Annotated in this window: 13 protein-coding genes; 9 read left to right on the top strand and 4 right to left on the bottom strand. The window is 59.4% G+C overall.

Annotated elements, in window-relative coordinates; translation table 11 throughout:
• The first annotated feature begins 159 nt into the window (after nt 1-159).
• From LBK75_03925 to LBK75_03915, 3 genes are all read left to right on the top strand, one after another.
• Complete coding sequence (locus tag LBK75_03925; GenBank protein MDR1157442.1) at nt 160-345, top strand: hypothetical protein; 186 nt, start codon at nt 160-162, stop codon at nt 343-345.
• On the top strand, nt 333-2,018 hold the full coding sequence (locus LBK75_03920) for a recombinase family protein (GenBank protein ID MDR1157441.1): 1,686 nt from the start codon (nt 333-335) through the stop codon (nt 2,016-2,018). The genes LBK75_03925 and LBK75_03920 overlap by 13 nt, the downstream gene beginning before the upstream one ends.
• Before the next feature lie 122 nt (nt 2,019-2,140).
• Complete coding sequence (locus LBK75_03915) at nt 2,141-3,433, top strand: O-acetylhomoserine aminocarboxypropyltransferase/cysteine synthase (protein ID MDR1157440.1); 1,293 nt, start codon at nt 2,141-2,143, stop codon at nt 3,431-3,433.
• A gap of 92 nt (nt 3,434-3,525) precedes the next feature.
• Here LBK75_03915 and spoIID read toward each other — a convergent pair whose 3' ends face one another.
• Complete coding sequence (spoIID, locus tag LBK75_03910; GenBank protein ID MDR1157439.1) at nt 3,526-4,650, bottom strand: stage II sporulation protein D; 1,125 nt, start codon at nt 4,648-4,650, stop codon at nt 3,526-3,528.
• Nucleotides 4,651-5,016: 366 nt separating this feature from the next.
• Between spoIID and LBK75_03905 the strand changes: the two genes are divergently transcribed.
• From LBK75_03905 to LBK75_03895, 3 genes are all read left to right on the top strand, one after another.
• The gene (locus tag LBK75_03905) at nt 5,017-6,357 is read left to right on the top strand and encodes a citrate/2-methylcitrate synthase (protein ID MDR1157438.1); all 1,341 of its coding nucleotides are present in this window, start codon (nt 5,017-5,019) and stop codon (nt 6,355-6,357) included.
• Nucleotides 6,358-6,545: 188 nt separating this feature from the next.
• Nucleotides 6,546-6,716, top strand: coding sequence for a 4Fe-4S binding protein (locus tag LBK75_03900; GenBank protein MDR1157437.1), 171 nt, complete (start codon nt 6,546-6,548; stop codon nt 6,714-6,716).
• A gap of 3 nt (nt 6,717-6,719) precedes the next feature.
• Nucleotides 6,720-7,397, top strand: coding sequence for a methyltransferase (locus LBK75_03895; protein ID MDR1157436.1), 678 nt, complete (start codon nt 6,720-6,722; stop codon nt 7,395-7,397).
• A 54-nt stretch (nt 7,398-7,451) separates the two neighbouring features.
• Here the strand turns inward: LBK75_03895 and LBK75_03890 are convergent, their stop codons facing one another.
• Together LBK75_03890 and LBK75_03885 are read right to left on the bottom strand one after the other, a co-directional pair.
• The gene (locus LBK75_03890; GenBank protein ID MDR1157435.1) at nt 7,452-8,072 is read right to left on the bottom strand and encodes an Hpt domain-containing protein; all 621 of its coding nucleotides are present in this window, start codon (nt 8,070-8,072) and stop codon (nt 7,452-7,454) included.
• Between the two features lie 79 nt (nt 8,073-8,151).
• Complete coding sequence (locus tag LBK75_03885) at nt 8,152-9,324, bottom strand: FIST C-terminal domain-containing protein (GenBank protein MDR1157434.1); 1,173 nt, start codon at nt 9,322-9,324, stop codon at nt 8,152-8,154.
• A 339-nt stretch (nt 9,325-9,663) separates the two neighbouring features.
• Between LBK75_03885 and LBK75_03880 the strand changes: the two genes are divergently transcribed.
• Both LBK75_03880 and LBK75_03875 read left to right on the top strand, forming a co-directional pair.
• Nucleotides 9,664-10,743: a response regulator gene (locus tag LBK75_03880; GenBank protein ID MDR1157433.1), complete on the top strand. Its 1,080-nt coding sequence runs from the start codon at nt 9,664-9,666 to the stop codon at nt 10,741-10,743.
• 435 nt (nt 10,744-11,178) lie between these two features.
• Nucleotides 11,179-16,497 carry a DUF4981 domain-containing protein gene (locus LBK75_03875; GenBank protein ID MDR1157432.1) on the top strand — a complete coding sequence of 1,773 codons (5,319 nt, stop codon included), beginning with the start codon at nt 11,179-11,181 and terminating at the stop codon, nt 16,495-16,497.
• Between the two features lie 352 nt (nt 16,498-16,849).
• On the opposite strand, the gene LBK75_03870 is transcribed toward LBK75_03875, so the two are convergent.
• Nucleotides 16,850-17,227 carry a hypothetical protein gene (locus LBK75_03870; protein MDR1157431.1) on the bottom strand — a complete coding sequence of 126 codons (378 nt, stop codon included), beginning with the start codon at nt 17,225-17,227 and terminating at the stop codon, nt 16,850-16,852.
• A gap of 291 nt (nt 17,228-17,518) precedes the next feature.
• Between LBK75_03870 and LBK75_03865 the strand changes: the two genes are divergently transcribed.
• Nucleotides 17,519-17,697: BlaI/MecI/CopY family transcriptional regulator (locus LBK75_03865; protein MDR1157430.1), on the top strand; the 179-nt coding region annotated here is incomplete at its 3' end.

Here is a 17,697-nt window from a genome sequence, read left to right as displayed (position 1 = left end):
CCAGACAGCGTTGGCGGAACCCGCTGATACACGCCAGTATCAGCGGGACCCGCCGCCTTGTCTGACGAAAAAAATCCTCGCCGCTTGCTGACAACCTTTAGATGACACAGCCTACTAGTGACTGGCAATCAACAACGCGCAACGAAGAGGGGCCTGATTATGGATCGACGCGGATATGCACTGGTGTCTTTGCAGCGGGCGCTGAACAAACGGCTGTTGGAGACTGGGCAAATTTCTCAAAACAGGTATGCGATTGTCGAACGGGCGCTGCTTTCCCGATTGACAAGACCGGACGGCCGGGCTATAGTGGGAGAAGAGGAGGGGAGCGCGCCTTGGAACTGCTGAAAATGCGGCGGCTGCTGGAGAGCGGCCGGAGTGTGTTCGACTTGCCGCTGCGGGTGGCTTACTATGCGCGCGTGTCCACCGACAAGGACGGCCAGCGCCATTCGCTGCACAACCAGATCGAGCACTACGACCGGTACATCGAGGCCCACCCCCACTGGGTGCCGGCCGGCCGTTATGTGGACGAGGGCGTGAGCGGCACCGGGGTCGCAAAGCGGGAGCAGTTTCTGCGCATGGTGGAGGACGCCCGCACGGGCCGGTTCGATTTCTTGGTCACCAAGGAGATCAGCCGCTTTTCCCGCAACACGCTGGATTCCATCCGCTACACCCAAGAGCTGCTGACGCATGGCGTGGGTGTGTTCTTCGAAGCCGACAACATCTGCACCTTCTCACCCGACGCCGAGCTGCGCCTCACGATCATGGCCAGTATCGCACAGGACGAGGTGCGGCGCACCGCCGAGCGCGTGAAATTCGGATTCAAGCGCGCCGTTGAGCAGGGGCGTGTGCTGGGGGCCGATAACACGACGGGCTATCGCAAGAAAGACGGTGTACTCACCGTCGACGAGGAGGAGGCGTCCCTCGTGCGTCGGGTGTTCACCCAGTACGCGGAGGGCCGGTGCGGTCTTCGCCGGATCGCGCGGGATCTCCAGGCGGAGGGTCTGGTGGACACGAAGGGGCACATGTACTCTTACGCCTCCCTGCACGGGATGCTGAAGAATCCAAAGTACAAGGGCTACTACTGCGGGCGCAAGTACACGACGCTCGACTACCGCACGCACAAGGTGGCGCGGCTTGATGAGTCCGACTGGGTGCTGTACCGGGACGAGCGCATCCCGCCGCTGGTTTCGGAGGAGCTGTGGGATAGGGCCAATGCGTTGCTGCGTGCACGGGGGGCGCGCATGAAGGCGCACGCCGCCGCCTGTCAGTCGCGTTACCCATACAGCGGCAAGCTGTTTTGCGGCGCGCACGGAGACGCCTTCCACCGACGCGTGCACCGGAGCCGCCGGGGCGCGCGGGAGTGGTGGTACTGCCGGCAGTATCGGTTGAAGGGGCGCGCGGGGTGCGACAGCCCCGCGGTTCGCTCCGAGGAGCTCGACTGCATTCTTGCCGACATCTTGCACAGGGTCTTTGCCGACCGGGCGGAGGTGATCGACGGCCTCACGGCGCTGTATGCCAGGACGCGGGCGGGCCGGGACCACGAGGCCGCGCTCGCCGCGTTGCGGACGCGGGAGCATGCGCTGCGCACGCGGCGTGACAAATTGCTGGAACTGTACATCGAGGGCGTCATCACAAAATCAGAGTTTGCCGAGCGAAACGGCGAGGCCGGGGCGCAGATCGCGGCGCTCGCCGCCCGCGTGGCGGCGCTGGAGGCTGAGAACCGGGCGGAGAACGAAGGAGCCGGACAGATCGAGACGCTGCGCCGCGCCCTGGAGACCGAATGGGCCGGCGCCGCGCAAAACGGGCTGGGCGCCTGCCTGCTGGAGCGGGCCGTCGTCCACAAAGCGGAGACGCCGAACGCCGCGCGGCTGGAGATCCGCCTGAAAACGGGCCAGACCTGGCGCGCAGATCCGGAACGGGCCGGCTGCGGCTTTTCGCTTTGTGAAATCGGCATTTCACAGGCGCAAGTGTCCCGTCTTGAGAAAAACGCCTTCCAGCAGATCCGCAAAAATCTTTGAGCCCGGCGGTGCCCCCAGGGTGCCCCGCGATTAGTACCTTGTTGCCGCAAAGCGGCAACAAAAAACAAGAATTTGGGTTGTGGGTTGCAGGTGCAACCCACGTTAGGAAAGGATGAACATCGATGAACGAGACAAAGAAATATCGGTTTGAAACATTGCAGCTCCATGTGGGGCAGGAAACGCCCGACCCCACGACCGACGCGCGGGCGGTGCCCATCTACCAGACGAGTTCCTATGTCTTCAAGGACTGTGCGCAGGCCGCGGGACGGTTCGCGCTGACGGAGAGCGGCAACATCTACACACGGCTGATGAACCCGACCTCCGACGTCTTCGAACGGCGCATTGCGGCGCTTGAGGGGGGCGTCGGGGCGCTGGCCACGTCGTCCGGCGCGGCGGCGGCCGCGTACTCGGTGCAGAACGTCGCCCGGGCGGGCGACCACATCGTATCGGACAACGCCATTTATGGCGGTACATACAATCTGTTCGCCAACACGCTGCCCGACGGCGGGATCGAGACGACGTTTGTGGACGGCGGCGACGTCGCCAATTTTGAGCGAGCCATCCGCCCGAATACAAAGGCTGTTTTCATCGAGAGTCTCGGAAACCCCAACTCGACGATCATCGACATCGACGCGGCGGCGGAGATCGCCCACCGGCACGGGATCCCGCTGATTGTCGACAACACCTTCGCCACGCCCTATTTGCTGCGTCCCATCGAGCACGGGGCCGACGTCGTGGTCCACTCCGCGACCAAGTTCATCGGCGGGCACGGCACGTCTATCGGCGGCGTGATCGTGGACAGCGGTCGGTTTGACTGGGCGCAGAACGACAAATTCCCCGGCCTCTCCCAGCCGAACCCGAGCTACCACGGCGTTGTGTTCACCGAGGCCGCCGGGGCCCTGGCGTACATCATCAAAGCCCGCACGACGCTGATGCGGGACACCGGTTCGGTGCTCAGTCCCTTCCATTCCTTCCTGTTTTTGCAGGGGCTTGAAACCCTCTCCCTGCGTGTGGAGCGGCATGTGGCCAACGCCCTGCGGGTCGTCGACTACCTTGCCGTGCACCCGAAGGTGGAGAAGGTCAACCACCCAAAGTGCCCGGACCACCGCGACCACGCGCTGTACGAAGCGTATTTCCCAAGCGGGGGCGGCTCGATCTTCACATTTGAGATCCGTGGCGGAGCGGAGACGGCCAAACGGTTCATCGACCGGCTGACGCTCTTCTCTCTGCTGGCCAATGTGGCGGATGTGAAGTCGTTGGTCATCCACCCGGCGTCCACGACGCACTCGCAGATGAACGAGGAGGAGCTGCTGGTCTCCGGCATCAAGCCGAACACCATCCGCCTCTCCATTGGCACGGAGCACATCGACGACATCCTAGAGGACCTTGTCCAAGCCTTCGCCGCTATCGAATAAATAAGAAATAAATACAGGCAGTATATTTTCGTGAAAATATACTGCCTGTATTTATACAAATAAGAACAAAATATGCAAATAACTGTACACTGTCAACTGTACACTATCAACTGCACACCGCGATAGTACTGCATCAAAATCTCCTCGTAGGTCCGGCCCTGGAGGGCCAGGGTGCGGGCGCCGTATTGGCTCATGCCGACGCCGTGGCCGTAGCCGACGGTGCGGAAGATCAGCGTCTCGCCGTCGGCGGAGACCTCGAAATTGGCCGAACGCAGTCCGGCGGCCGCGCGTACCTGGGGGCCTGTCAGCGTCACGCCGCCCACCGGGATCGTGACGACACCGCCCGAGGGACTGCGCACAGGCGTGCCGAACCAGTCGGTGGGCGGACCGTCCAGCGCCGCCTCGGGCGCCAGCTCTTGCACGGCCGCGCGGAGCGCGGCGGCCGGCAGCTCGACCCGGCCGGCGTAGCCGGGCGCCTCCGCCTCGCCGGGACTCTCCGCCGCTTGGAGATAGGGGATGTCCGTGCCCCATACGTCGGCGGCGCGCTCCGTGCGGCCGCCGGAGATCGCGTGAAACACCGCCTGAATGGGTTGCGTGTCGTAAACGAGAATCTGGGCGTTCGTGTCGCGTATTGCGCGCGTCACGGCGTCGGCGGCGTGCACCGCGTCGTCGCCCCAGCGGGCCAGCGCCTCCGCCCGGGGGAGATAGGCCTGACAGTGCGCAAAATTGTCGCAGATGTCGGCCCCTTTGTGCGCCGCGGGCGCGCCCTGCGCCCCGCGTGCCGCGCGCTGTTTCGCCACAGCGTTTGTCCGAGCCGCCACGGCCTGCGCGCGCAGGGCCTCTCTGGGGAAGTCGGCCGACATCTCGGCCGCTAGAACGCCGAACAGATACGCCGCCAGGCTCATCTCCTGTACCGTATCCCCCACCAAGACGCGGATCATGTGCGTCTCGTCGCCGCCGGGCACCGCCGGAGCGGCGGAGAGCGAGGTGGCCGCCGCCTGGTCATTCCCGTCGTTCGGTTCGCCGGCGGGCGCCGAAATGCTGGACGGAGGGCGGGGCCCGGCTGGGTCCATGTGTACATCCGCCTCGGCCGGGCGCGGGTCAGGTACCAGAGGGACGATCTCGGTCTCCGCCGGCGCGCCCCGGCCGGCCGCGAGAAGCGGCAGCAGGAACAGCGCCAATGTCAGCGCCGTGGTCAGCGCGAAAAAACGTCTCATAGTCACCACACCTTTTGAGCGCCTCGTCCAGCAGACATGATGAGAGGCGCTCTTTTGCAAGTTTTGTGAGTTGTCCTTTCATTTTGGAGGTTGACAGCGGTTTTGCCTTGGGCTATACTAAAAGCAATGCCGGGAAGAAACCCCGACGCTGCGCCGAGTACAGAGCTGTGAGAGGCGCTTGAGCAAGAGCGGACAGAGGCAGAGGCGTGAAATATGTCATTTGCTTTCCTTCAATTTAGAGGGGGCATCGCCCGCACGGCCGCCGTGTGCGCCGCCGACGTTTTGGCGTGGCGCCGATTTGGCCGTATCACCAGTCAGACAGACAAAGAGAGAGGGGGAATCGCATTGGATTTTCTGAGTCAAGAGATGCGCACGTTTATCATGAGTGTATGCGACGCCTACACGCGGTATAACCGGATCGATCCCGGGCATTACGAAAATCAGCATGTGAAACGAGGTCTGCGCAACGCGGACGGCACCGGCGTACTGGCCGGCATCACAAAGATCGGCAGTGTGCAAGGCTACGTCATGCAGGACGGGGAGCGGGAGCCGGCCGACGGCAGGCTCTACTACCGGGGGATCGACATCATCGACCTTGTTGAAGGCTTCAGCAACTCTGACCGCCTGGGTTTTGAAGAGACCTGTTACCTGCTGCTCTTCGGCTACCTGCCCACCCGCGCGCAGCTTGGGGCGTTTTCGGCCCTACTGGAGGAGGCGCGTACGCTCCCGGACCATTTTATGGAGGATATGATCTTCAAAGCGCCCAGTCCCGACGTGATGAACAAGCTGGCGCGCGCCATTTTGGCGCTCTACTCCTACGACCTGGAGCCGGAGAACCGTGAACTGCCCAACGTGATGCGGCAGAGCCTCGAACTCATTGCCCGTGTGCCGCTGCTTGTGGCCCACGCCTACTCGGTCAAGCGACACTACTACGACCACGAGAGTCTGGTGGTCCACCACCCAGAGAAGGGGCTCTCCATCGCGGAAAATTTCCTGCACGGCGTGCGCCCGGACGGACGGTTCTCGCCCGAGGAGGCGAGGCTGCTCGATATCTGTATGGTGCTCCACGCCGAACACGGCGGCGGCAACAACTCGGCCTTCGCCTGCCGTGTGCTGACATCCTCGGGCACAGACACCTACGCGGCGCTCTCGGCGGCCGTGGGCAGCCTGAAGGGCCACCGGCACGGCGGCGCCAACGCCAAGGTCATGGAGATGTTCTCCCACATCCGCGCCGGGGTGAAGGACTGGAAGGACGACGACGAGGTCGCCGCTTTTCTGACCCGCCTGATCCGTCGGGAAGCGGGCGACGGCAGCGGTCTCATCTACGGCATGGGCCACGCCGTGTATACGCTCTCGGACCCGCGGGCCGTCATCTTGAAGCGCTTTGCCAAGAAGCTGGCGGCGAAGAGCGGCATGCTGGAGGAATTTTTGCTCATGGAGGCCGTGGAGCGGATCACCCCGCGCGTCTTCGCGGAGGTGAAGGGGGACACCAAGGTCATCTCGGCCAACGTGGACATGTACTCCGGCCTTGTGTACCAGATGCTCGACATTCCCGAGGCACTTTACACGCCGATCTTTGCCATCGCCCGCACCGTGGGTTGGTGTTCACACCGCATTGAGGAGCTCGTGAGCGGCGGTCGCATCATCCGCCCGGCCTATCGGTCGGTGGTCTCTCGCAAGTCCTATGTACCGCTGGAAGAACGTTGATGCACAACGACAGGGCCCGCCCCCAAAAAAACGCAGGTTTTTTGGGGGCGGGCCTTGATTTTTCCATCCGAATTCAGTACAATGGAGACAGCCTTCGAGGGGCGGCGGCGTGAGATTTTGCAAAGCGCTCAGATCAGGCCGGCGCCGGTGTCCCGGGCAATGATTTTACGACAGGACGGAGGAATTTTGTGGCTTATCATATCGACGAGGAATGTATCAGCTGCGGCGTCTGTGAGTCGGAGTGCATCGTGAACTGTATCTCTGCGGGCGACAGCAAGTATGTCATCGACGAAGAAGCCTGCGTGGAGTGCGGCGCCTGTGCCGAGGTATGTCCGGTGGGCGCGCCGAAAGTGAAGTAATCCATGGAAAACACGAGAGGGGCGGCTGTGTCCGCCCCTGTTTTTTGTACACCGACAGAGAAGATCGGCCCGTTTACCTTGTACCGGCCGCCGACGCAGTTTCCCCTCGGGACAGACAGCGTGCGCTTGGCCGGCTGGGCCGCGCCGAGGGCGGACGAACGCGTCTGTGACCTCGGCTGCGGCACGGGCGCGCTTGCGTTGCTGTTGCTGGCGCGGCAGCCGCGCCTCACGATAGACGGAGTGGAGATCGACCCGGAGGCCTGCGCGTGGGCACGCGCCGGGGTCCTGCGCTCGGCGCTCACAGACCGCGTCCGCATCCATGAAGGCGACTGGGCGGAGATCCGGCGCCTGCTGCCCGCGGGTGGGTACACGCTGGCCGTCTGCAACCCGCCCTATCATGTTCGGGGGCGCGGACGGCCCTCACGGGTGCATGCGGCGGCCCGCGAGGCGGATGTCGGCGTACCCGCGGGGGTGTGCGCCGCGGCTGCGTGGGTGCTGCGAAACGGGGGCCGTCTGGCCCTGTGCTGCCCGGCTGCCCGGTTGACCGATTGGATGACGGCGGCGCGCGCGGCATGTTTGGAGCCCAAGCGGCTGCACCTCATCGGCCGGTCCGTCCGCCTGGCACTGTTGGAAGTCCGCAAACACGCCGGCCCGGGGCTTGGGATCACCACGGAGGACTGACTTTGGCGCCTCTCATCGCCCAGAGCATCATCTGTCGGAGGCGGCGCTGACGTTTCAGAGCGACGGGTACGCCTCCAGAAAAGCTTCTAATTCTGTCTGTACCTGGTCGTAACTGAAGTCGTCCACCAGCGCGCCGAGCTGCTGAACAAAGTCCTCATGCGCCTGATAGCGGGAGGCCGTTAGCACCGCCATGGCTTGGCGCATCGCGGTGATGTCATAGTGCGAGGCGGCCTCAAAAAGCGCCCGGAGCGTGCGGCCGTCCGGCATGGGTTGCAGCGTCTTCGGCGGCGCGTCGGCCTTGGCGCCTTCTACCTCCACCAGACAGGCGGACAGCCGTATGAGCAGATCCTCCGCCTCGGTGAGGAAAGCGTCGTGGACGGCTGTGACGCCGGCGCGATCGCCCGCCTTGGAGGCGATCTCCAGCGCCTCCGCCTTCTTACCCAGCGGATCGGCCCCGATGCCGTAACAGCTCCCCTTGATGCCGTGCGCCAGCACGGTGTAACTCTGGAGGGCCTCGGTTTGGCGGAGATCGGAGAGATAACGGGGCATGTGCTCAAGGAAGGAGTGCAGGACCTGCAGATATGTGTCCAGGCGGCCGCCAAAGCGGTTCAGCCCGCCCGCCACGTCGATGCCGTCGATGTACAGGCGCGCCGCGCCGTCGTTGTCACTGTTCATAAGTACCTCTGTCACAGTTGAGCGCCGCCAAACCTCCGCCGGAGACAGCGTCGAGCGCGGGGCCTTCAGCGGCGCCCAGTTATAAAATACAGATGGCCACGGAGATGTTTTGCAAGTTGTTGACCGTCCGGCCGTCCGGCAGCGTCACTGGCACGATCTCCCCGCCGGAGTAGACAAAGTGATAGGGGCAGACCCCCGAGAGGAGCTCTGTCGCGCACTCGTGCTCCACCATGTTGTTGACGCCGAGGGACCAGTAGCGCGCCGCGCAGGAGTAGATCAGCATCCCCCGGCCTCGGGCCTGCGCCAGTGCGTCGTTTAGGATGGCTCGCACCGTGTTTACAACCTCGTCCGGGCCCACATTGGCGACGCCCAGCGTGGCATTGACCGGGATACCGCCGCCGCACGCCACATAGCCCTCGGGCGTCGCGGCGACGCCGGCGCGGATCAGTTGGACGCCGTCCCGGGTTTCGATCACGAGCGAGATGGTCTCGAGGCTCGACACAGCGCCGTTCTCCGCCAGCCCGATCGACTCGAGATAGCGAACCGCGGGCATGTCGTTTACGCTCTGCAGGACGTTGCGGTCCGCGGACGTGATGACGGCCTTCTGCCGCAGGATGTGCTCTTCCATCGTGATGTGCTTCTCCAGCGTGGCGATGCTGAGAAAGGTAGGTTCCGCCGGGCCCATCACGGCCACCAGCGCCAGCGTGTTTTTCCAGTGTTCTTCATTCAGGAGGGTGTACACCTCGTGGTTGCCGATGTCGTTGGAGATGGAGACGGCGCCGAAGACGGGCAGGTTGCCCGACGCGGCGTCCAGCTGTTCGAGGAATTCGTCGCCGCTGATGGAGGCGATAAAGGGGACGAAGGTGATCAGCATAGCGGGCGTTTCGCTCTGCCCCGCCAGCAGGCGTTTGTAGAGGATATCTACCTCGTCCTCCAGGGTGTCCCCGATCGGCGTGGTGACCCCGCACAGGAAGGACACATCGTCGCTGGCCAGCACGGTCATGGTCAGGACGAGCGGGCCCATGACGCCCGGCACCTCCATGCTGATCGACGTACAGCCAACCAGGTCGAAAGAGAGACGTTCGCGCAGCGCCTTCACGACGCCCAGCTTCAAAAAGTCGGGGTGGCAGTGCACGATCCCCACGCGGTGGCGCGGGAGGGTGTCTTCAGGGGGGAGCTGCGACAAAATCTCTTCGGTCGCGGCGGCCGCATCGTCGATCTCCTCTGTGAAAGCCGTAAATAATTTGATCATGTATTCACCTCTCGTACTCGCGCGGTGTTCGCGCGTATTTGACCAATTTCAATTGTACACCGCGCATCTTGAGATCGCAAGGATGCAAAATACGCGGCCGGAGGCTTTGGAAAGCGGTGGTGGGCCCATTGACTTTTGGTGGGAAATCGTTTACAATCAAGCTGTGGTTACAACGGAACACGAGTAAATGAAGGACAAAAAGTTTCTCTTGTTTGCCTGAAAAATATCAATGCATGTAGAAACAGGTCAGAAAGAAAACCTAAAAGAGGAATTTTTTGGATATAATTGGAGGCTGCGGCCCTGTGCCGTGACAAGCCTGGAGAGGGGCGGACTGTGAGCATGGAAGAGTCCTGGGGCAGAGCGGTTGTCGTGGCGGTGGATGACGACCCGATCATCTTGCATTCGATTCTGTCCATCCTACAGTCGGAGTACAGCGTACGCCCGTTCCCCTCCGGGGCAAGCGCGCTGAAGTACCTGCGCAGCAACCCGGCTGATTTGATTGTGTTGGATTACTTCATGCCCGAGATGACAGGGCACGAACTGTTGCTGTTGCTGCAGGCCGATCCGGCACTGAAAGAGATCCCTGTCATCTTTCTCACGGGCTCGACGGACGGGGACGGCGAGGCGGAAGCTTTGGAGATGGGGGCGTCGGACTATCTGCTCAAACCCATCCGGCCCAAGGCGCTGCTCACCCGTGTGCGTCTCCAGCTCGAACTGCAAAAGCACCGTCGGCATCTTGAGTCGCTGGTGGACGAAAAGATGCGTCAGCTCAGGCAGATTAACCGCCAACTGGAGCTGCGCGAGCGGACGACGATGAATCTGCTGGCGCGCGCGAGCGATCTGCGCGATCCGGAGACGGGGACGCACGTCAACCGTACGACGGAGTATGTTCGGATCATTGTGGCGGACCTGATGCTCCGCCCGACTGTGGGGTATGAACTCACGGTGGACGAGGGCTACGCGATTGTCGAGGCCGTCAAGCTGCATGACATCGGGAAGATTGCGATGCCGGACAGTGTGCTGCTAAAGCCGGGCCGGCTGACGCCGGAGGAATTTGAGATTATCAAGAAGCACCCGGTCTATGGCGAGGAGATGCTGCACGAGGCTGTGGAGGAGATGAGCGACGATTTGCTGTTGCTCACGGCGCGGGACATTGCGTTTGCGCACCACGAGAAGTGGGACGGTTCTGGCTATCCCCGCGGGCTCTCCGGCGCGGACATTCCCCTTAGCGCCCGCATCGCCGCCGTGGCGGACGTCTTCGACGCGCTCACATCCCAGCGGCCCTACAAGAAGCCTTTCCCGACGCGGACGGCCTTCGACATCATCTACAAAGACGCCGGGGCGCATTTCGATCCCTACATTGCCCAGGTGGTCCAGCGTCACGAACGGGACTTCGAACGCGTCGCCCGGGAGATCTAGCCGGGAGGTCCAATATACTTATCGAAAGACTTTTGTTTGTCGATGAGCATTGTCTTCACAAGAATAGGAATTTTTTTACAAAACAGCAACGCCGGGGCAAACCCACCCGAACACGCCGCGCGGCCGCCGAAAGACGGTCTTCGCAGGAGAGAACGGTATAAAAAGACAAAAACATCGCTTTCGTAAAAGAAAACGGTGTTTTTTGTAATTTGCGGGGAGTTATACTGCCGCTTATGGTGGTCGAAATTGATAAGAAATATTGTAATTGTTGTCTTGACTTTACAAATTGTGCGGCATATGATGAAGGCGTCGATGTCTGTGGCATCTCTTCGCTGCGGACCGTGTGGCGGAAGCGAAAGGGTGCCAAAGCTGCGTGAGCCTGTGGAAAACGCGGGCGTTGTTGAAAAAATTTATACCAAAGGAGCTGCATGGAACATGACTCGACTGTCAAAGCGCATGACGGCGGCGATACTCTCTCTGGTCACAGTTCTGGCGTATGTACCTGCCATGCCCGGGACCGCGTTGGCCACAGAGGGCTACGCAAAAGTAGACCCCGTCTTCACCGGCCACGAGTGGTATGATCAGGAAACCGTGGTGGAGATCAACAGAGAAGATCCCAGAACCATCTTTGTCCCATTCGATACACAGGAAGACGCCAAGGCAAACCCGGTCTACAGTCAAATGGAAAATTCAGAAAATTTTATCAGCCTCAATGGAACTTGGGATTTCCGGCTGGATATGTTGACGAACGCTATGCCGGCGTTCTTCAGGACCGATTATGTGAAGGAAGGAGACTGGAAAACAATCCCCGTTCCGTCGTCGTGGCAAGTGGCCTTCCAATACGCCGGTGTGTACGGCGATTATCCCATCTATAACAATCAAAACTATCCGTGGATGTCTTACGGCATGCCCATGGGCCAACCGAGAGCGCCAGACGGTCTCACCTACGCCAGACGAAATCCGGTGGGCTACTATCTGCGCGAGGTGTTCATACCGGCGGGCTGGGAGGACAGGCAGAGCTTCCTTTCCTTTATGGGGGCATCACAGGGCCTGTACGTCTGGGTAAACGGGCGCGCCGTGGGTTATGGAGAGGACAGTTTTACAGCCAGTGAATTTGATATCACGCCGTACATACGGCCGGGCCAGGTGAATACAATCGCCGTGCGCGTCCACCGCTGGACGACGGGTGGATTTTTGGAAAACCAAGATCAGATCGACGTGTCCGGGCTCATCCGAGACGTGTTTCTGTTCGCTTCTCCCAAAACCAACATCAAGGACTTCACCGTCGTCACAGACCTCGTGACCTTCGATGAGAACGCGGACGCAGATCTCAACGTGAAATTCCTGCTGTCCAACCGTTATGGGGCGGCGGCGGACAATTACGGCGTAGGGGTGAGTCTTTACGACAAAGATGGGCATGTCGTGTTTGAAAATGAGCATGCGTCTTTCTCCATGGCCGCGGGGGAAGAAACCGCCGAAGTCAGGCTGAGCAAAAGGGTGACGAACCCCCTCAAGTGGTCGGCGGAGTATCCCAATCTGTACACTGCGGTGTTCTCTCTTTACGATGATACTGGCGCTGTGTTGGAATCCATCGGCCACGTAGTGGGTTTCCGCGAGTTGCTGAGAGCCGGCGGCGGTTCCGCTGTGAGAAATACCACGGGCACGGCAGCCGACCCAAACCGTCTGCGTATTAACGGCAAAGTTCTCTACTTCAAGGGCGTAAACAGAGGCGAGGTCGACGCGTTGGGAGGCAAAACAATTCCTCGGGAACGTATGCGCCAGGAAGTGCTGTACATGAAGCGAAACAATATTAACTCTGTGAGAACCTCCCATTATCCGCACGATCCCTATATGTACGAATTATACAATGAATACGGCATCTACGTCATGGACGAATTCAACGTAGAAAGTCACAACGGCTCCGGTCAGGGGATACCGGGTAACAACAACAATGGAAACTGGGCCAACGCCATGTTAGACAGGGCAAAAAACACCGTCCTCAGAGACAAAAATCATCCCAGCGTCGTCATTTACTCTTTGGGCAATGAAGCCGGCAGCGGACCGAACCACACTGCCAATCACAACTGGATCAGAGAAAATGATCCAACCCGGTTTGTCCACTTTATGGCCGATGCCAGCCTCTCCGACATGCAGACCCGGATGTACGAGACAGCCGCCACAGAGGGGAATTACAGCGACAACAACAGGCCTAACATCCCATGTGAGTATGAGCACGCCATGGGTAACGCCGGCGGTGGCCTCTGGGCATATACCCAGGGTTTCGAGAACAACCCCCGAAATCAGGGCGGCTGGATATGGGACTGGTACGATCAGGGCATCTTGACAAAGACGGACGACGGCCGCTATTACGCGGGTTACGGCGGCGACTGGGGTGAGACCAGCCACAGCAACGCCTTCTGCGCCAACGGGATAGGCATACTGGCCACGGGAGAGCCAAATCCGGCCTTGGCGGAGGTCAGAGCCGATTATCAGAGCATCAAGATGACGGTGACAGGCCCGGACGCTTTGCTGGCCGGCAACATCACATTCCGCAACCACGACATCTTTACAAATGCCAGCCGCTACGAATTTGTTTGGGAAGTTGCGCAGGACAGTGCCGTTGTCAAGACAGGCACAATGACCTTGGACATTCCGGCCGTGAACCCGGCCGATCTCACGGCCCAGGCCAAAACCATTCATATCCCCTACGAGATGCCCGACGTCTTAACGCCCGGTGCGGAATACTTCCTAAGATTGTCCTTCAGGTTGAAAGAAACCGCAAACTGGGCGCCGCAGGGGTACACTGTCGCCGCGGCGCAGTTTGCCATACCCGCGGCTATCCCTGGAGTGGGCATTGGCCTTCTCAGCGTTCAGGATCTGGCTGACGTCCGTGAAACCGACGCCGAAGTGGCCGTCACAGGCGGTTCAGAGGACAAGACTTTTGATCTGCGCATCAGCAAAGACACCGGCCTTATCACAAATTACACCGTAAACGGCAAGCGCCTTATCCAAAATGGGCCTGTGCCGAACTTCTACAGGGCTCTCACAGACAACGATATCGGCGGCAACTATTCGGCCAGCTCTTTCGGTGTCCTCATTGGCAACGCCTGGCGCTATGCGGGCCGGGACAAGACCGTCAGCAGCTTCATCGTCACAAAGCTCAATCCCAAATCGGTCAAAATCACCGTCAGCGGACAGTTGGATTCCCGGGGCACGAACCGCGCCGATTTGGCGCCGTCGCCATACAGCATAGAATATACCGTCTACGGCAACGGCGACATTGCCGTCACCAACAAACTCAGCCCCAGCAGCCAATCCTATAACCTGGGGTTGGTGGGCAGCTATCTCCAGCTGCCGCTGGATTACACACATGTGGAATACTTCGGCAGAGGGCCGGAGGAGAATTACATCGATCGCAGAACCGGAACGTATGTAGATCAGTATAAAACCACAGTGGACGATATGTTTGTGACCCGCAGCCGCTCGCAGGAAAACGGCAACCATACGGATACCCGATGGGTGGCCGTCACCGACGACAGCGGCGCCGGGCTGCTGGCCGTTGCCGATACCCTTCTGGAGTTTTCAGCATTGAAGCACACCGCCGAGGAGATGTCCACTTGGTCTTGGACGGGTGTCCAAAGCGGCCCCAGGCACCCCGTTGATCTCGCCGCGCCCACCGCCGTAACGCTCAGCCTGAATATGATACAGATGGGCGTCGGCAGCGAAAACTGGATGCGCGGCCCCTATGGCAACGAAGGCACTATGAATTACGGCGATTTTATGGTGCGCAACGACAGAGACTACGAATACAAGTATACCCTGCGGCCCGTATTTCCGACACAGGAAGTCATGGCCCTGAGCAAGACGCTGATCCATACCGTGCCCAAGCTCCAGGCCATTCGAGTGGACGGTGTCCCCTTGCCGGAATTTGACGAAAAAGTGACAAACTATGAGATCAATCTGACGCCTAACGCGCCCTTCCCCGTGATAAATGCGGATGTCTATGACGATGTGACGCTGACCGTCACGCAGGCGTCCACTTCACAAAAATCCGCTGTCATCAAAGTCGTGAAAGACTGGGAAGAAGAGACCTATGTCGTCCACTTTATTCGGGATATGAATTTCCTCACGTCCCTCACGCTGGATGATTCCGTGATCAAAGGATTTAACCCCATTGTGAGGGAGTATACCGCACAGTGGTCCGAGCTCCAACCGCTGCCTCGGTTGGCCGCCGTCGCGGCGGACGGGATTCAGACGGCGGTGACGCAGTTTGCGTCCGATACCCTGGAGGCCACGGTCACGGCCGCCAACGACTTCGGCGACGTGCAGGGTTACACAGTAAAGCTGCTCTTGGAAATCGATTATGACGAGCACCGCCCGTCTGTCTGGGGAGGCAAAGTGAGCATCCAGTCCCTGCCCCTTGGAGAGGTGAAGTACCTGCCGTTCACCCTTGTCAACAGTAACAACTTCTATTATGTGAACAACAGGCCCACCAGCGCCACAAACCGCGGAGATCTTCCCTTTGTAGGACTCTACCCCAACCGCCGCATTCAAGGTTCCAACAGTACCACGGCGGACACGGTGCAGATCGATCCCACAACGGGGAAGAAAGTGTATGTGCATAAGAACGCCAATCCATCGGCCGGATATGCCACCGGAGACACCTTCGTGGGCTTAGAACCCAGAAATACCACCAACATACAGGGGCAGACTCTGGTCATGTACGCCAAAGTTCGCCCGGTTTCAGGCAGTTTCAGCCTGAGTTTCCGAGATGGCAACAATGAGAGCAGAAATGCCGCCGAAATCTTCAAAGTGGCGTTCACCAACGCTGGCATCCGCTACTCCACCACGACCACGGCCAACGGCACAGCCAACGGCGCCGTGTCGGACAACGCCATGACCGCGTGGCAGTCGAATTTAGACAGAAACCTCTACTACGAGGTCTGGTTGCTGGACACGCCCAACGCCGCCGGTTCCACGGGCCACAATGTGGCGGCGTACGTGCGTTACACAGACAGCGCCGGCCGTCCTGTCGTCCACAGCGTCAGCCGAAGGCAGACAACGGCCTCGGCCACCACCGTGAACTTCCCTTGTTTCGCTTTGTACGAGGGCAATCTCAGCGCCACGGTAAACATCGAGGCTTTTGACGTATACCTCATTAATAGGGAGAGTCCGCTGATCACCTATGATATCTCCGGACCTTCGGAGATTGTCCGTCCCTTTGCCGGCGAGACCCGTACCGTGTCACTGTCGGCCACCGTGGTGCACACTGCATGGGACAAACTGCCTGTGCCCGACGCGGGCGACACAAAATGGGAAATTATAGAAAGTGAGCCTGGCGTCTCCATTGACCAGGCCGGCGAAGTGACGTTGACAGACGCGTTTACCGGCGACGCGTTCTACGTAAAAGTTTCCAGCTCAGATTCCGAATCCGCCTGGAAGTCCGTCACGGCGAAGATCGACGTGATCGCACCGCCTCCGGGGATCACCCTTATGAGATCCGGAGAAGAGGCAAAGGCCGTATTCGTCGCAGAAAACCACGAAGACGACGCGGCTCTTTACCAAGGTATTTTGGCGGTTTATGATCAGCGCGGCAGATTGATCGCGATTTCCGCCGCGGAGGAAACGGCAGCGGTCGGAGAACGGAGTTTGTTCACGCTGTCCCTGCCGATAGAACCGGGCCTCACGGCCAAAGCATTCCTCTGGGACAGCCGCCTGGTTCCGCTCTTCGAGGCATCCAGTCTGATTTTGTGAATCCGCCGTGCAACCGGCAAAGGAGCAGCCCCCTTCAGGGAGCTGCTCCTTTGCCGGTTCTCGTTGAGTTATATGATGGTCGAAGATAAACTTATTCAGTTTGCAATGTTGGCGCTTTTGGCGGATTCGTAAGACATCACGACAGCATTTTGCGGTATCGCAAGCTGCCAGATGTTGATGTAACTCTGCGAAAACCGTTCTTCAAGCGCCTACCGGCATCGCTTCCCGCCAAACCCTAAGTGGAACGGACTCGTATGCACTGCTCGCGTAATTACTGAGTGAATAACAGTTTACAGTAACGCCGCTTACGCGCCATATCCCTTCGCTTTTCCGGATAACATAGTCACCTTCGTTATACAATACCATCACCGCCTGACATTGCTTTTGTTGTCGGCTTACTCTTGGCTTTTGCGGGTGTTTTCTTTTTGGCGGAGGCTCGTCTAGCTTCCAATATTGCGGATCGTTCAGCCTCTCGTTTCCTGTCGGCTTCTGCGTCACATTTTTGCTGCGTCAACCGCTCGGCTTCTCTTATTTGGCCGATTTCCGCATCCATGCCTCTTTTCAAATCCTCATCACAAAGAGTCAAGAAAGAGACAAAAGCGTTCGGGTATTGAAAGCGCTTGTCGCCGTATTCATTGGAGAAACGAACCGTCACGATAGCGTTATCTTGCGAGATAACCGTTCCTTGCCCAAATTTCTTGTGCAAAACCGCGCTGTTTGTTATTGTCATTCAACCGAGTCTCCTTCCGAAAAATAAAACGTGCCCGCTCGCTCAAACTGGACTTATGTCCCACAAAGCGAACTGCACGTTTAGCATTAATATTATAGCAAACCCGAAAGAAAAATTCAAAGGGCAATTTGCACAAATCTCGAAAATTTTCTTGCGGCAGTGCTCCTTTATGGATTCCATCCCGACAATTTGGTAAATGTTCCGAAAATAAACTTTCTTGAAAAACCACCTTGACAGTCAATTCTATTTATTGTAGAATATATGTGACGATAAATAGAATGGAGGTTGATTATGGCTGATTATCGACTGGCGGAAGCGGAATCACGTTTCGCCGACCTGATATGGGAACACGCGCCGATTCACTCCCCAAAACTCGCGGAGCTTGCGGCGGAGGCGATGAAGTGGAAAAAAACCACCACGTACACCGTGCTGAAAAAGCTCTGCGGCAAGGGCATTTTCAAGAACGAGTA

Source organism: Oscillospiraceae bacterium (genome assembly GCA_031265355.1).
Lineage (GTDB): Bacteria > Bacillota > Clostridia > Oscillospirales > UBA929 > JAIRTA01.
Note: the sequence above shows the minus strand (reverse complement) of the source record. Positions and strands in the feature narration are given on the sequence as shown.

Bases quoted from the DNA above. Each gene is read 5' to 3' on its own strand.
- spoIID (MDR1157439.1), bottom strand. From the start codon at position 4,650: ATGAGACGTTTTTTCGCGCTGACCACGGCGCTGACATTGGCGCTGTTC.
- LBK75_03870 (MDR1157431.1), bottom strand. From the start codon at position 17,227: ATGACAATAACAAACAGCGCGGTTTTGCACAAGAAATTTGGGCAAGGA.
- LBK75_03875 (MDR1157432.1), top strand. From the start codon at position 11,179: ATGACTCGACTGTCAAAGCGCATGACGGCGGCGATACTCTCTCTGGTC.
- LBK75_03885 (MDR1157434.1), bottom strand. From the start codon at position 9,324: ATGATCAAATTATTTACGGCTTTCACAGAGGAGATCGACGATGCGGCC.
- LBK75_03880 (MDR1157433.1), top strand. From the start codon at position 9,664: ATGGAAGAGTCCTGGGGCAGAGCGGTTGTCGTGGCGGTGGATGACGAC.
- LBK75_03915 (MDR1157440.1), top strand. From the start codon at position 2,141: ATGAACGAGACAAAGAAATATCGGTTTGAAACATTGCAGCTCCATGTG.
- LBK75_03905 (MDR1157438.1), top strand. From the start codon at position 5,017: ATGCGCACGTTTATCATGAGTGTATGCGACGCCTACACGCGGTATAAC.
- LBK75_03895 (MDR1157436.1), top strand. From the start codon at position 6,720: ATGGAAAACACGAGAGGGGCGGCTGTGTCCGCCCCTGTTTTTTGTACA.
- LBK75_03925 (MDR1157442.1), top strand. From the start codon at position 160: ATGGATCGACGCGGATATGCACTGGTGTCTTTGCAGCGGGCGCTGAAC.
- LBK75_03890 (MDR1157435.1), bottom strand. From the start codon at position 8,072: ATGAACAGTGACAACGACGGCGCGGCGCGCCTGTACATCGACGGCATC.